The organism is Nonomuraea antri (genome assembly GCF_013283785.1).
GTDB lineage: Bacteria > Actinomycetota > Actinomycetes > Streptosporangiales > Streptosporangiaceae > Nonomuraea > Nonomuraea antri.
Window position 1 is genome coordinate 1 of the sequence record NZ_JABCPZ010000029.1, and the last position, 14,002, is coordinate 14,002.

The 14,002-nt window shown below is 70.7% G+C and carries 16 protein-coding genes; 7 read left to right on the forward strand and 9 right to left on the reverse strand.

The genetic code is table 11. The annotated features are described in order from the left end of the window. The 5 genes from HII36_RS12360 to HII36_RS12380 all read right to left on the reverse strand — a co-directional run. The coding region (locus HII36_RS12360) for a DMT family transporter (protein WP_173523273.1) at nt 1–838 on the reverse strand (838 nt) is incomplete at its 3' end. A gap of 318 nt (nt 839–1,156) precedes the next feature. Beyond that, on the reverse strand, nt 1,157–1,531 hold the full coding sequence (locus HII36_RS12365; protein WP_173523274.1) for a VOC family protein: 375 nt from the start codon (nt 1,529–1,531) through the stop codon (nt 1,157–1,159). Between the two features lie 42 nt (nt 1,532–1,573). Beyond that, nucleotides 1,574–3,766: an accessory Sec system translocase SecA2 gene (gene secA2, locus HII36_RS12370; protein ID WP_328807692.1), complete on the reverse strand. Its 2,193-nt coding sequence runs from the start codon at nt 3,764–3,766 to the stop codon at nt 1,574–1,576. Nucleotides 3,767–3,936: 170 nt separating this feature from the next. Next, the gene (locus tag HII36_RS57820; protein ID WP_173523276.1) at nt 3,937–4,812 is read right to left on the reverse strand and encodes a DMT family transporter; all 876 of its coding nucleotides are present in this window, start codon (nt 4,810–4,812) and stop codon (nt 3,937–3,939) included. Nucleotides 4,813–4,964: 152 nt separating this feature from the next. Next, nucleotides 4,965–5,792, reverse strand: a complete 828-nt coding sequence (locus HII36_RS12380; RefSeq protein WP_217369440.1) for an SAM-dependent methyltransferase — start codon at nt 5,790–5,792, stop codon at nt 4,965–4,967. A 155-nt stretch (nt 5,793–5,947) separates the two neighbouring features. Between HII36_RS12380 and HII36_RS12385 the strand changes: the two genes are divergently transcribed. Further along, nucleotides 5,948–6,292: a PRC-barrel domain-containing protein gene (locus tag HII36_RS12385; RefSeq protein ID WP_173523277.1), complete on the forward strand. Its 345-nt coding sequence runs from the start codon at nt 5,948–5,950 to the stop codon at nt 6,290–6,292. An 82-nt stretch (nt 6,293–6,374) separates the two neighbouring features. Here HII36_RS12385 and HII36_RS12390 read toward each other — a convergent pair whose 3' ends face one another. Continuing rightward, nucleotides 6,375–6,971: a nucleotidyltransferase gene (locus HII36_RS12390; RefSeq protein ID WP_173523278.1), complete on the reverse strand. Its 597-nt coding sequence runs from the start codon at nt 6,969–6,971 to the stop codon at nt 6,375–6,377. Between the two features lie 67 nt (nt 6,972–7,038). Here HII36_RS12390 and HII36_RS12395 point away from each other — a divergent pair, with 67 nt between their 5' ends. The 3 genes from HII36_RS12395 to HII36_RS12405 all read left to right on the forward strand — a co-directional run bounded on the left by HII36_RS12395 (nt 7,039) and on the right by HII36_RS12405 (nt 9,663). Next, the gene (locus HII36_RS12395; RefSeq protein ID WP_173523279.1) at nt 7,039–7,524 is read left to right on the forward strand and encodes a DUF1360 domain-containing protein; all 486 of its coding nucleotides are present in this window, start codon (nt 7,039–7,041) and stop codon (nt 7,522–7,524) included. Between the two features lie 64 nt (nt 7,525–7,588). Further along, the gene (locus tag HII36_RS12400; protein WP_173523280.1) at nt 7,589–7,738 is read left to right on the forward strand and encodes a GPGG-motif small membrane protein; all 150 of its coding nucleotides are present in this window, start codon (nt 7,589–7,591) and stop codon (nt 7,736–7,738) included. A 140-nt stretch (nt 7,739–7,878) separates the two neighbouring features. Continuing rightward, a complete protein-coding gene (locus HII36_RS12405; protein ID WP_173523281.1) occupies nt 7,879–9,663 on the forward strand; it encodes a PP2C family protein-serine/threonine phosphatase in 1,785 nt (594 codons plus the stop codon). A gap of 33 nt (nt 9,664–9,696) precedes the next feature. On the opposite strand, the gene HII36_RS12410 is transcribed toward HII36_RS12405, so the two are convergent. The 3 genes from HII36_RS12410 to HII36_RS12420 are packed head-to-tail and all read right to left on the reverse strand — an operon-like array spanning nt 9,697 to nt 11,696. After that, nucleotides 9,697–10,434 (reverse strand): metallophosphoesterase family protein, encoded by a 738-nt coding sequence (locus HII36_RS12410; protein WP_173523282.1) that lies wholly within the window; start codon nt 10,432–10,434, stop codon nt 9,697–9,699. Beyond that, on the reverse strand, nt 10,427–10,678 hold the full coding sequence (locus HII36_RS12415; RefSeq protein ID WP_236003422.1) for a BON domain-containing protein: 252 nt from the start codon (nt 10,676–10,678) through the stop codon (nt 10,427–10,429). The genes HII36_RS12410 and HII36_RS12415 overlap by 8 nt, the downstream gene beginning before the upstream one ends. Nucleotides 10,679–10,721: 43 nt before the next feature. Beyond that, nucleotides 10,722–11,696 carry a DNA topoisomerase IB gene (locus HII36_RS12420; protein ID WP_328807685.1) on the reverse strand — a complete coding sequence of 325 codons (975 nt, stop codon included), beginning with the start codon at nt 11,694–11,696 and terminating at the stop codon, nt 10,722–10,724. A gap of 96 nt (nt 11,697–11,792) precedes the next feature. Here HII36_RS12420 and HII36_RS12425 point away from each other — a divergent pair, with 96 nt between their 5' ends. The 3 genes from HII36_RS12425 (at nt 11,793) to HII36_RS12435 (ending at nt 13,924) form a co-directional block, all read left to right on the forward strand. Then, entirely contained in the window at nt 11,793–12,050 is a 258-nt protein-coding gene (locus tag HII36_RS12425; protein WP_173523284.1) for a hypothetical protein, read from the forward strand. Next, entirely contained in the window at nt 12,050–13,054 is a 1,005-nt protein-coding gene (locus HII36_RS12430) for an SDR family oxidoreductase (RefSeq protein WP_173523285.1), read from the forward strand. Before HII36_RS12425 ends, HII36_RS12430 begins: the two co-directional genes overlap by 1 nt. A 102-nt stretch (nt 13,055–13,156) precedes the next feature. After that, nucleotides 13,157–13,924: a PIG-L family deacetylase gene (locus tag HII36_RS12435; protein WP_173523286.1), complete on the forward strand. Its 768-nt coding sequence runs from the start codon at nt 13,157–13,159 to the stop codon at nt 13,922–13,924. Nucleotides 13,925–14,002 lie beyond the last annotated feature (78 nt).

Here is a 14,002-nt window from a genome sequence, read left to right on the forward strand (position 1 = left end):
GGGACGGTTCGCGGGGGCTGGAGTGGTCCGGGGCGAGGCGGCCGAGCGTGATGGTCCCGCCGATGGTCAGCGCCGCCGCCAGCAGCGCGGGCACCGCGGTCGACGGGCTGGTCGGCAGCGGCTCGCCCAGCAGGATGGCGCCCGCGAGCACCGAGGTGATCGGGTCGACGACCTGGACGCCGGCGTAGGCGATGCCGAAGTAGCCCACCGCGTACGAGCGCTGCAGCAGCACCACCGCGCAGATCAGCAGCACGGGGACGGCGAGCGTGAACCAGTGCAGCAGTCTGCCCCAGTCACCCTCCATGCCGCCGCCGACCACCCGGACGAACGTGGACACGCTGGCCGTGGCCACGCCGGCGCCCACCGACAGCAGCAGCGCCCGTCCGGGACCGTGGAGGCGGGATGCGGCCACCTGGGTGATGAGCACGATGACGGCGATGACGGCGATGAACCCGAGCGCCGCCCCGGTGCTCAGCCGCGGCGTCACGTGGTGCTGGGGCACCAGCAGCATGAGCCAGAGCAGCCCCACCGCCACCGCGATCGAGCCGAAGATCTCCGCCTTGTACGGTTTGCGGCCGTACATGAACGCGGCCAGCGGCACGGCGAACACCAGCGTCGCGACGCTGATCGGCTGGACGGCGACCAGCGGCGCGAAGCTCAGCGCCACGGCGTGCAGCGACGCGCCGGCGAAGCCGATGATGCCGCCGATCCACCACCGGGGGCGTTTGACCAGCTTGAGCGAGGCGCCTTCGGCCACCGCCTCGTACTGCTGCAGTGCCGCGCCGAGTGCGTATCCGAGCGCGCCGGCGAGGGCGATCAGCACGCCGACCCAGGTCATTGCGGCCCAAGCGGGGCTCGGGCCTCAGTGCGTGAGACGGGGCGGCCGGCGGCGGTGGCGGCGCTTCCTCGCGGGGGCGGGGATACTTCCAAGAGCATTACTCCAGCTTATGAGGGAAGCAAAGCGTTGGAATCATCCTTTAGGCCGATGATTGCCCTGACTTCCTACTTGACCAGCACGAACATGTGACGTGATGTTTGGTGAACACAGCCCCGGGGCTTGCCTCCGCTTCACCGAACACCGCCGCCACGCGACCCCCCGGCTCGCGGACACCGCCGCCGCGAGGTCGCTAGCTCGTGAGGTTCCCGGCCCGCGAGGTCAGGTCCGGTCGGGGGTGAGGCAGAACAGGTGGCCCTCCGGGTCCTGCATGACGATCCAGCGCACCCCCTCGTCCGTGATCCCCGGCTGGAAGTCCGGCCGGGTGGCGCCCAGCGCCGCGTACTCCGCCGCCGCCTGCTCCACGTCCGGCACCCGGAAGTCCAGGTGGAACTGCTTGTCCGGGCTGGGCCAGGTGACCGGCTTACGGTCGGCGACGCGGCCGAAGTAGATGTTCAGCGTGCCGTCGCCGACCGCGGCGTATTCGTCCTCCGAGTACTGGATCTCCAGCCCGGTGACCTGGTGGTAGAACTCCGCCAGCCTCTTGGGTTCGGCACAGTCGATGGTGAAGGCGAGGAGCTTGGCTTTCGTTGTCATGCCTCCAGCGTCGCAGCCGTACCTGTCATCTTCTGTCAGGTACTAGCCGCGACGTGTGGCGGCCGTGACGCGCTTGAGTATGCGGTCCCATTCGGTGCCGAACGGGTTGTCCTGCACCAGGTACGTCCAGGTGGCCGAGGGCCGCTTGAGATCGGGCTCGGGCGACTCGAAGCTCTCCAGCGACCGGCGTTCCACCTCGGCCAGCAGCGTCTTGTACTCGGCCACGGCCTCGCGCTGGAACTCGTCCACCGGGCTCATCCGGCCCAGCGCCCGCAGGTGGATGCCCTCGCGCAGGTCGGTGAGGAAGGCCAGGTGCTCGGTCCAGCAGCGGTCGATGGCGTGCAGGACGATCTGGCGGGCGCTCTCGTCGCGGGTGTCCTCGGGCATGGACTCCCAGCGTTCGGGGTCGGCCTCGGCCAGCGCCTTGGCGGCGGAGTCGCCGTGCAGGACCTTGTCGCGCCACTCCAGGATCAGCTCCCGCTGGTGCTCCAGGAGCCGGGTGTAGCGCCAGGTGTTGCGGTGGATCTCCAGGTTGACGCCTTCGGCGACGCGCTGGGCGTGGCCGACCAGGTAGCTGCCCCGGCGGTGGCGTACCAGGCCGTCGGGGTCGGCGGCGGGCGGGCGCTCGTCGGGGACGAACTGGGTGATCAGGTCGTCGCGCATGCTGACGAAGAACACCGAGCCGCCGGGGTCGCCCTGGCGGCCGGCCCGGCCGCGGAGCTGGTCGTCCAGGCGGCTGCTGGCGTGGCGTCCCGAGCCGATGACGTACAGGCCGCCCAGCTCGGCGACGCCGTCGCCGAGGCGGATGTCGGTGCCGCGGCCGGCCATCTGGGTGGAGACGGTGATCGCGTCGCGCTCGCCGGCCCTGGCGATGATCGCGGCTTCCTCGGCGTCGTTCTTGGCGTTCAGCACGACCGGTTCCATGCCGCGCCGCTGCAGCAGCTTGGCCAGGTTCTCCGACTCGGCCACGTCGAGGGTGCCGATGAGGATCGGGCGTCCGGTGGCGTGGACCTCCTGGATCTCCTCGACCAGCGCGGCGTCCTTGTCGGGGACGGTCGGGTAGATCCGGTCCGGCTCGTCGTCCCTGACGCACGGGCGGTTCGGCGGGATCACCGCGACCTTGAGCCCGTAGAACTCGCCGAGCTGCTCGCTGACGGCCACCGCCGTGCCGGTCATACCGGAGATGTGGGGGTAACGGCGGATCAGACCCTGGACGGTGATCGAGTCGAGGATCTCGCCCTTCTCGCTCGGCGGCAGCGCCTCCTTGGCCTCCACGGCCGCCTGCAGCCCGTCGGGCCAGCGCTGCAGCAGCGCCACCCGGCCCCGCGAGGGGTTGATGAGCTGCACCTTGCCGTCGCGCACGATGTAGTCGACGTCGCGGGCGAGCAGCGAGTGCGCGTGCAGGGCCAGGTTGAGCTCGATGAGCGTGCCCGGCTCGTTCTCGTCGTAGAGCTCGACGCCGAGCAGGTTCTCGACGCTGTCGGCCCCCTTCTGGGTGAGGTAGACGTTGCGCGCCTGCTCGTCGATCTCGTAGTGGTAGCCGAGGACGAGCTGCCTGACCAGCGCGGCCATCTCCGGCACCGCGTTGCCCGCGTCGGCGGCGCCGGCCATCACCAGCGGCACCCTGGCCTCGTCGACGAGCACGGAGTCGGCCTCGTCCACCAGCGCCACCTCGGGCGCGGGCACGATGATCTCGCCGGCGTCGGTGCGCATCCTGTCGCGCAGCACGTCGAAGCCGATCTCGCTGACCGGCCCGTACGTGACGTCCTTCGCGTACGCCTCGCGCCGCTCCTCAGGGGTGGAGTTCTGGCCGATCCAGCCGACGCTGACGCCCAGCGACTCGTAGAACGGGCCCATCCACTCGGCGTCTCGCCTGGCCAGGTAGTCGTTGACGGACATCACGTGCACGCGCTTGCCCTGCAACGCGTACCCGGCGGCGGCCATCGCGCCCGACAGGGTCTTGCCCTCGCCGGTGGCCATCTCGGCGACCTTCCCGTCGAGCAGCGCCAGCGTGCCCAGGAGCTGGACGTCGTACGGCCGCAGCCCGAGCGTGCGGTCCGCGGCCTCGCGGGCGACGGCGCAGAACTCGGCCAGATCGTCCATCGCGGGCTCGGGCAGCTCCTCCAGCTCGCCCACCCGGGCGGCACGTTCGTTCGCCGCCTTGACGATCTTCTGGTACGGGCTCAGGTTCACACCGCCCGGGCGATCCAGAAGGTTCCTGAGAATTCCCGAAATTGAGGCCACAGTCCCTCCAACGCACGCTTCGTCGGCGCCGTTCCCTTCAAGCCCGGCCCTTTTGCCGGGCGGGCAGGTCAGGGAGCGGAGCGACGATACGGCAAGCGTCGCCGTACCGGACCTTAACTCATGTGCCGGGCTGAATCGTCCCCCGCTCCCCGCCTCCGCGCTCAGGCGGTGTCGGCCCGTACGGACAGCACCACCACGGCGGCGAGCAGCAGCCCGCACCCGGCCCAGGCCGCCGGCGTCAGACGCTCGCCGAACAGCAGCACCCCGAGCAGGGCCGCGCCCACGGCCTCACCGAGGGAGATGATGGACACGGTGGTGGCGCGCAGCGCGGTGAGCGCGCTGAAGAACAGGCCGTAGGCCAGGGCCGTCGGAACCGCGCCCAGGTAGAGCAGCAGCGCGACGGACTCCAGGTTGATCTGCGGCAGCACGCCGTCGGCCAGGGCGAACGGCGCCAGGCACACCGCGCCGACGACGAACCCGCCGATGGCCGTGCCGCGCGGGTCGTCGCTGTGCCGCCTGGAGTACAGGGTCACGGCGGCGTACCCGGCGGCCGACAGCAGCGCGTACCCGATGCCCGCCATGGCGGCCGAGCGGGCCTGCAGCGCGGACTCCCCGGTCAGCAGGAGCAGCCCGGCCAGGGCCGCGGCCAGAGCGGCGCCGACCACCCTGCCCAGCGGCTCGCGCAGCAGGAAGCGGCTGCCCAGGGCGGTGAAGACGGGCGTGGCCCCCATGGTGACCACGGTCGCCACCGCCACGCCCGAGTGCGCGATGGCGGCGAAGTACGCGGTCTGGTAGACGGCCATGCCGACGCCGGTGGCCAGCAGGCGCGGGCTGAGCCGCCAGGGGGTGATGGGACGTCGCCCCCAGGTGAGGAGCAGGAGGAAGGCGGCGCCGAGCAGGTAGCGCCAGAGCGAGACGCCGACGGGACCGAGATCGCCCGTCTGGAACAGCAGTGAGCCTGCGGCGCCGCCGGTGCCCCAGGCGGTCGCGGCCACGGACACGTAGATCGCGCCCCGCCGGGCGGAGACGTGGGTCATGAGTTTCTCTCCGGGTGGAGGTGGTGGAAGTCCGGCCCGTACGCGGGCGGCGGCCACCCCCGGATCGACGTGGACCCGGAGAACTCGTGAGATGCCGCCCGCTAGTGGGCGGGCGGCGGGGAGCAGATCAGGAAGCGCGGCACGAGCACACCCTAGCCGAGCCGCCCCGGCTTGCGTGCGACGCCGCCGAGGAGCAGTTCCTCCCAGGTCGCCAGCGGCCCGGGCAGGCGCTCGTCGGGATGCCACTCGGGGAAGTGCACCACCCCTGGCTCGACCAGGTCGAGGCCGTCGAAGTAACGCGCGATCGCGGCCCGGTCGCGGAAGTAGCCGGTGCCCATCGTCACCTGCAGCATCGTCTCCAGCGCCTTGGCCTGCGGGTTCGGCGAGGCGAACAGGTTGGAGGCGGCCAGGTGGCTGCCCGGCGCGAACACGTCCATGTACTGCCTGATCAGGCCGTGCGGGTCGTCCCTGTCGGGGAGCAGGTGCAGCAGCCCGATCGCCAGCAACGCGGTGGGCTGGGAGAAGTCGATGAGCCTGACCAGCGCGGGATGGCCGAGCACGGCGTCGATGTCGCGGGCGTCGGCGGTGATGGCGTCGGCCCGGCCGTTGCCGTGCAGCAGGGCCTTGGCGTGCGGTTCCACCATCGGGTCGATGTCCACGTAGACCACCCGGACGGCGGGGTCGGCGAACTGGGCGACCTCGTGGGTGTTCTCGATGGTCGGCAGCCCGGCGCCGAGGTCCACGATCTGACGGATGCCCGCCTCGCGCACCAGGTAGTCGACGACGCGGCCGATGAAGGCCCGGTTGCACCAGACCAGGTCGACCACCTCGGGCACCGCGGTCTTCAGCCGCCTGGCCGCGGAACGGTCGGCGGCGAAGTTCTCGGTGCCGCCGAGCAGGGCGTCGTGCACGCGGGCCACGCTCGGTGTCTCGGGGTCGACACCGGGCGGCGCCCATTCGGGTTGGTATCCGATGGTCAACGCGGCCCCCCTTTCGAGGCTGTGCGCGGATCGTATCCGGACCCGGGGGCCGATGTCCGCCACTCGGGATGCGGCTTTTGCCCGGGGTTTACCGTCACCTGGCCGGGTAGCGGAAGCAGGCCCGAGAAGACGGAAGAAGAGAGGAAGAGAGCCCGATGGAGCTCTGGAACTATCGTCCTGACGTCTATGACCGCGGCAAGAGCCTGGACCTCGTGGGCTTCCACGTGCAGGCGACCGACGGGAAGATCGGGTCCGTCGACGAGGCGACGTACGAGGTCGGCGAGAGCTACATCATCGTCGACACCGGTCCTTGGATCTTCGGCAAGAAGGTCCTGCTCCCGGCGCAGGTCGTGACGAGCATCGACCCTCAGGAGCGCAACGTCTACGTCTCGCGCACCAAGGCCGAGATCAAGGACGCGCCCGAGTTCGACGAGGGCAGGTACAAGGAACCCGAGTACCGGACGCGGCTGGGCGACTACTACGGCCGCTTCCCCGGGTAACTCCGCGGGATCTGCCGCAGGAAGGGCCGCGCCCCCCGAGGGCGCGGCCCTTTCCCTGCGGCGAGGTTCCGTGCGCCGGGACTCACGGCCACTTGACGTCGCCGGCCGGCTGCACCGGGCCGTCCAGCACGCCGAGCCGTTCCAGCAGCGTGATGAACGTCGTCGCGTACGGCGACCCGGCCACCACGGCCGCCACCCGCGACCAGTCGACCTGCTCGCGCATCGCCCGCACCTGGGCCAGGATCGCCCCGTAGTCGCAGGCGTGCTCCGACAGCGGCAGCAGCCACGAGATGACCAGGTCGGTGGCCTCCAGCACGGGCACGATCACCGCGGACGCCTTCAGCGGCTCGGCCCGGTCGAGCAGGTCGTCGGTGATCGGGAAGTCGGACACGCGGAAGATCAGGTCCACCAGCCGGCCCTCGTCGTACGCCTTGACCAGCCAGTCCTCGGGCGGCTTGGCGGTCTGGAAGCCGAGGCCGCGCAGCGCCTCCAGCGCGGCGGGCACGTCGTGCTCGGTGAGGACGAAGTCCACGTCGTGCAGCGAGGGGGCCGCGCCGCGGGCGTAGGCGGCGCACCCGCCGGCCAGCGCGAACTTCACCCCGGCATCCTTCAGCCCAGAGCTGGCGCGCTTGAGCGTGTCGAGGATGGCGTCGGTGACCGCGTGACCGTGGCTGCTCATGTGATCGGGCTACCCGCGCGGTGGCCAAGTAGGCGTTAGAAGCGTGCCTGAGGGTAGCGCCAGGCCCATGACGGAGATGCTGGAAAAGGCGGGACGGGCGTACAACGGCGAGCACGACCTGCCACTGCGGGGCTACGCGCGCATTCTCACCGTCTACGGCGCCACCGTCGCCGCGGCGATCGCCGTCGCGGCGCTCACCGGGCGGCGGCCGCCGATCCGGGTCGGGCCGATGGACCTGCTGCTCATGGCCGGGTGCACGCACAAGCTGTCGCGGCGGCTGGCCAAGGATCCGGTGACGAGCCCGATCAGGGCGCCGTTCACCAGGTTCGAGGGGCACAGCGGCCCCTCCGAGATCGACGAGGAGCCGCGCGGGACCATGGGCGAGCTGCTGGCCTGCCCGTTCTGCCTGGCCCAGTGGACGGCCACCGGGTACGCCATCGGGCTGGTGTTCGCACCCAGGCTGACCCGGCTGGCGGGGGCCACGATGACGGCGGTGGCCGCGTCGGACTGGTTGCAGCTGGCGTACTGCAAACTGATGAGGTCGGCGTCCTGACCGGCCCTCTCCGCATATTTCGGAAACACGTTAAATAGCGAGCAATGAGGGCAGTTGCCAGCTCATGGCTACATTGCTCTGGATCATCGCGGTAATTCTCGTCATCTCCGGGATCTACGTGATCCTGGCCCGGCGCGATCTCCTCTGGGGAATCGTGCTCATCGTTATCGGCCTCCTCGTGGGGCCCGGTGGGGTCAGCATCTTCAATGTCTAGATGAAGTGATGTCTAGCAGAAGCGCTGCCCGCTGTCCGTCTCCTCCGCTGGGCCGATTCTCCGAGACCGGCCCAGCGGAGCTTTACTGAAATATCGCTCATAATCCACCTCATGGGCGCTCCTCCGGGCATGAGGAGAAGGTGAGCGATTACCCTCTGTACGGTGGCCGTTACGAGGCGAGCACCGCGGCGGCCAGGATCCGCACCAGGCTGGCGCGGCTGCAGCGGCACATGCGTAACGAGGCCATCGTGGACGAGGCCATCGCCAAGCTGGCCACCAGGCTCGACCTCCGTCCGAGCGAGGCGGCCGAGCAGCTCAACCGGATGGCGCAGCACAGCGGCCTCGATCTCGTCGAGGTCGCCAGGGGCGTCGACGCCCCGCTCCCGCAGGACGGCGCGGAGCGCCGCGAGGCCCCCGACTGGGTCGCGAGCGTGCTCGCGGCGGTGCACGCCTCCGCCCTCTACCTCACCCCGGTCACCGACGCCGCGGGCCGCGTGGTGGACTTCTTCGTCGTCGCCGGCAACGACCACGCCAGGACCCCGACCGGACGCACCGGCGCGGAGATGGCGGGCCAGCGGCTGCTGACCGCCAATCCCGGCGTGGCCGCCGCCGGCCTGCTCGACGACTACCTGCACGTGTACGAGACGGGCGAGCCCATGTACCGGCCCCAGGTGGAGTTCGTCGAGGCCAAGGACCAGCGGCTGTGGCCGGCCACGCTCGCCGTGCGCGCCGCCAGGGTGGCCGACGGGCTGCTGGTGAGCTGGCGCATGCTGGACGACGAGGAGATGCTCGTCTCCGGTTGGGAACGCGCCCAGCGCCTGGCCGAGCTGGGCTGGGGCGAGTGGAACCTGACCAGCGAGCGGGCGCTGTGGACGTCCCAGATGTATGAGATGTTCGGCCGCGACCCCGCGGACGGTCCGATGCCGCTGGAGGAGCTGCCCAACATCGTGGTCTCCGAGGACCTGGCCATCGTGGACGAGCAGCTGCGCTCCCTGCTGGACTTCCGCGAGGCCACCCAGGTGGAGTTCCGCGTGCAGCAGCGGACCGGGCTGCATCACCTGAGCGTCTACAGCGAGCCGATACTCGACACCGACGGCGTGCCCGTCAAGGTCAGATGCCTGGTGCAGGACATGACCAGGAACCGGCGCAGGGAGCGGGCGCTGGCCGTGGCGCACGAGCAGGCGTCGTCCGAGCGGCAGCGGGCCGAGCAGGAGCACCAGGTCACCGTGCAGCTGCAGAACACGATCCTGCCGATCAGGCGCGGGCTCATCCACATGCCCGGACTGGAGATCGGGGTGCGCTACCAGCCGGGCGGCGAGCTGTCCAAGCTCGGCGGCGACTGGTTCAAGGCCAGGCTCATCCCCGACGGGCGGGTGCTACTGGCCATCGGCGACGCCATGGGGCACGGCCTGACCGCGGCGAGCATCATGATGCAGATGCGCTCGGGACTGGCCGGCCTGGCCTACACGCACGCCCCTGCCGACCAGCTCGCCGTCTGGCTGAACGATCTCATCGTGCACTCCAACGAGGGCGTCACGGTGACCGGAACCGCCGTCATCGGCCACTACGAGCCGCAGGAACGCCGCTACTGCTGGACCAACGCCGGGCACCCGGTGCCGATACTCGTCCGTCAGGGCGAGGCCCACCTGCTCGAAGGCGCCACCGGCACCCTGCTCGGCGCCTTCGACACCACCGAGTACGAGCTGCAGGAGACGCAGCTCGAACCGGGGGACACGCTGATCCTCTACACCGACGGGGTGGTCGAGCGGCGCGGCCAGGAGCTCGACGCCGGGATGGCGGCCCTGGTGCAGGCCGCGCGCAAGTGCGTCAGCGACAACCCGGAGAAGATGATCGACTGCGTGCTCAAGCAGCTCGGCGGCGAGACCGACGACGACGTGTGCATACTCGCCGCGCGCATCCTCTGATCGGCCGGCCCAGAAGCCGTGCGGTCGGTGGGCTCAGAAGCCGTGCTCGCCGTTCTCCTCCAGGCAGTACACGCCGTACGCCTTGCCCAGCACCGGCAGCGCCACGTTGCGCACCCTGATGCCGCCCGGCGTCATGCCCTTCTCGCTGCCCTTGTGCGCGTGACCGTGCAGGATCAGGTCGGCGCCCGCGGTGTCGACCGCCTCGGCCAGCAGGTAGCTGCCGAGGAACGGGTAGATCTCCGGCGGCTCGCCCTCCAGCGTCTCCTTGACCGGCGAGTAGTGCGACAACACCACGCGGTGGTCGGCCACGATCTCCTTCAGCGCCACCTTCCACGCCTCGGCGATGTAGCGGGTGTGCGAGATGAAGTTCTTGATCTCACGTTCGCCGAACTCGCTCGCGCTCTTGCCCGCGAACCCGCCGCCGAAGCCCTTGCCGCCGACCACGCCGAGCTTCTTGTCGCCGCACTGGATGACCGCGCCGTCGTCGTCGAGGACGATGACGCCCGCGTCACGCAGCTCGCCGGCGATCTCGTACTGCAGGTCGGAGTGGTAGTCGTGGTTTCCGAGCACGGCCACCACCGGGATCGGCAGGCCGCGCACCTCGTCGGCCACCACCCGGCCCTCCTCCAGGGTGCCGTGCCTGGTGAGGTCGCCGGCCAGCATGAACACGTCGGCCCGGTCCTCGATGCCGGCGAGCCTGCGCCGGTACTGGCCTCTGACGTCCTCGCCGAGGTGGATGTCGCCCACGGCCGCGATGCGTAGATCAGTCAAGGTGCTCGTCCTCCCCCGGCTCGCTGACCTGCACGATCTTGATCTCGTTGTGGACGTGGAGCTCTGGCGCGGCTTCGCGCGCCACTTCGCCGAGCCTTTCGCGCTGCTCGGCCCCGCTCACCTCACCACGCAGGAAGACCTGGTCCCCGCGTACGTCGACGCGGATGCCCAGCTCGTGCGTGCGCCCGTCCTCGGCCATGGCCTGCTGGACCCGGGCCGCGACGTACTGCGGAGCTTCCATCATTCGCCTCCCTTCTTCTGACGCCGCATGCCCGGGCACGAACAGCTCAAACGGCACGAATGAGGTCGATGACCGCCCGCTCCACGGTCCCGTGCGTGGCCAGCTGCCCGAAATCGGCGTCCGCGCCCAGCTCGGTCAGCGCCCCGGCGATGCTCTTGTCCTGGTCGTACGCCTCGACCACGCGCGGGTCCACGTACGAGGCCCTGGCCACGGTGGGCGTGTTGCCCAGGTATTCGGCCACCTCCCGCATCACCCGGGTGACGGCGCGCTTCTTGGCGGTCCTGGTGCGCCCGGCCGTGCCGGGGTCGAGCGAGACCGCCAGGCCGACGGCGGTCAGCACGGTCGCGTGCCAGGTGCGGAAGTCCTTGGCGGTGACCTCGTAGCCGATGATCTCGCGCAGGTAGTCGTTGATGTCCTCGCTCCTGACGTCGCCCCAGCCGCCTTCCGGGCGGCGGTAACGCAGGAGTTCGCCGTCCACGCCGAGGGACTTCAGCGACCTGAGCACCGCGCACGCCCCGGGGTCGGCCACCTCCACCTCGCGCGGGATGTCGCCCTTGGCCTGGTAGGAGCAGGTGACGATGCCGTTGCCGCAGCTCACGTGCTCCATCCTGAGCGTGGCCAGGCCGTAGGTGTCGTAGCTCTCGCCGCCGATGCGGAAGAAGCCGATGTCGAGCAGCCGCGCGGCCGCGGCGAGCACCCGTTCCCTGGTCAGGCCGCGGCCCTTGAGCTGGTCGTCCACGGCCTTCCTGAAGGCGGGCAGGCGTTCGGCCACCTCGAGCACCCGGTCGAACTTGACCCGGTCCTGCTGCTCGCGCCACAGGTCGTGGTAGCGGTACTGCCGGCGGCCCGCCGCGTCGGTGCCCACCGCCTGCAGGTGCCCGTACGGTGAGGCGCAGATCCACACGTCCGTCCAGGCCGGGGGGATGGCCAGGGCCTTGATGCGCGCCAGGGTGGGGCCGTCTCCGATCACCGCCCCGTCAGGCCCGTGATAGCTGAACCCCCGGCCGCGCCGGCGCCGCACGATTCCCGGCTCACTCTGGTCACTGGGATGTAGCTCGGGCACGAGGCCGGACTACCCGTGACGTTAGGCGACAAACGGGACGGGCAGGTGGGGCGTATGGCTGACAAAGAAGAATGGCACGAAGAACGATCTCCGCGGGGACACCCGATGGTGCCGGCGACGCCGCGCGACGTGGTCCACGTCCGGGTGGGGTCGTTCATCCTGATGTTCCTGTTCGCGTTCGCGGTGCTCGGGATCATCGCCCAGGCGCCGGTGATGACCGGCATCGCGGTCGTCCTGGCCGTCATCACCGTGATCGACATCGCTCTGGCGCTGCGCAGGCAGAAGAACCACCGGACGGGAGAGGCAGGCTGATGGCGGCGGTACGAGGACGTGTCGTCGTGGTCACGGGCGCGAGCGGCGGGGTCGGGCGGGCGGTCGTCCGTGAGCTGGGCGCACGCGGCGCGCGGGTGGCGCTGATCGCGCGCGGCACGACCGGGCTGGGCGCCGCCGCCGTGGACGTCGGCACGGAGGGCGGCAGCGCCCAGATCTACGAGGCGGACGTGGCCGACTACGACCAGGTACGGGAGGCCGCGGCCAGGATCGAGGCCGAAATGGGGCCGATCTCCGTCTGGATCAACACCGCTTTTTCCTCGGTTTTCGCGAAATTCATCGATATTTCGCCAGAGGAATACAAACGTACGACTGATGTGACGTACCTGGGATATGTCTGGGGCACCAAGGCGGCGCTCGACGTCATGGCGCCGAGAAACACCGGCACCATTGTGCAGACCGGTTCCGCGCTCTCGCAGCGCGGCATCCCCCTGCAGTCCGCGTATTGCGGGGCGAAACACGCCATCAAAGGTTTCACCGAGTCGATTCGCACCGAACTGCTGGCGGACAAGCGCGACATCCACCTCACGCTGGTCCAGTTGCCCGCGGTGAACACGCCCCAGTTCGACTGGGTCCTGTCCAAGCTGCGCCGCCATCCGCAGCCGGTGCCGCCGATCTACCAGCCGGAGGTGGCCGCGCGCGCCATCGTGTACGCGGCTGAGCACCCCGAGCGCAAGGAGTACTGGGTCGGCGCGACCACCGCCGCCACCCTGCTGGCGCAGCGCATCGCCCCCGCCCTGGTGGACCGCTACCTGGCCAGGACCGGCGTCGACTCGCAGCAGACCCCGGACAAACCGCCCACCGGCGTGTCGAACCTCTGGGAGCCGGCCGACGAGAACGCCGACTACGGGGCGCACGGCAGCTTCGACGACCGCTCGCACTCCCGCAGCCCCCAGGTGTGGCTCTCCCAGCACCGCAAGGCCGTGGCCATGGCGCTGGCCGGGGCCGCCGCCACCGGCGCCGCCATCAAGGCCCTGCGCCACTGACCGCACGCAGGACCCCGCACCCAGGACCCGCGCGGATCCCCGCGCTCAGGGCCGGCCGGCGTCGCTAGCATGGGCCGCCCCTGATCATCCTGGAGGATCGCGGTGGATCTCAGCCTGCTGTGCGTGCACGCCCATCCCGACGACGAGGCCATCTGGACCGGCGGCACCCTGGCCAAGTACGCCGACCAGGGCGCCAGGACGGCGGTCGTGACCTGCACCTGGGCCGAGGGCACGCACCGCGCCGGCGAGTTGGAACGCGCGCTGGACCTCCTCGGCGCGGGCGAGCCGCGGCTGCTCGGCTACGCCGACGGCCGCAACCCCGACTCGGCCCCCGGCCGGCCGCGCCTGCAGGACGTGCCGTTCGACGAGGCGGTCGGACGGGTGGTCGAGCATATCAGGGACGTCCGCCCCGACGTCGTGCTCACCTACGACGGTTACGGCGGCTACGGGCACCCCGACCACGTGCTCGTCCACCGGATCACGCTGGCCGCGGTCGAGGCGGCCGGGTACGACCAGCTCTACCCCGGTTCCGGCGCGCCCTGGCGGCCCCGCGCGGCCTACCTGGTCACGATGCCGCGCTCGGTCGTCGCGGCGCAGTGGGAGTCGGTGTTCGGCACGCCGCCCGACCCCGGGCAGACGCTGCCCGGCGTCCCCGACGACCAGATCGACGCGCACCTCGACGTGTCTGCGTACGCCGAACTCAAGTGGGCGGCCATGCACGCGCACGAGTCCGAGGTCGGGCGGGGCGCGTCGATGACGTTGCTGACCTCGCTGCCCGAGCGGGCCCGCGCCCGGTTGCTGGGCAACGAGTGGTACCGGCGGGTGTCCTACGGCCGCGAGAAGGCCGGCGCCTGGCGCGGGGAGCTCTGACCCTCCGCACGCTTGTGGATAAAAGGGACGACCTGGTGATGCGACCGCGTTAAGCGGGCACGGAGGGGTAGGCGGCGG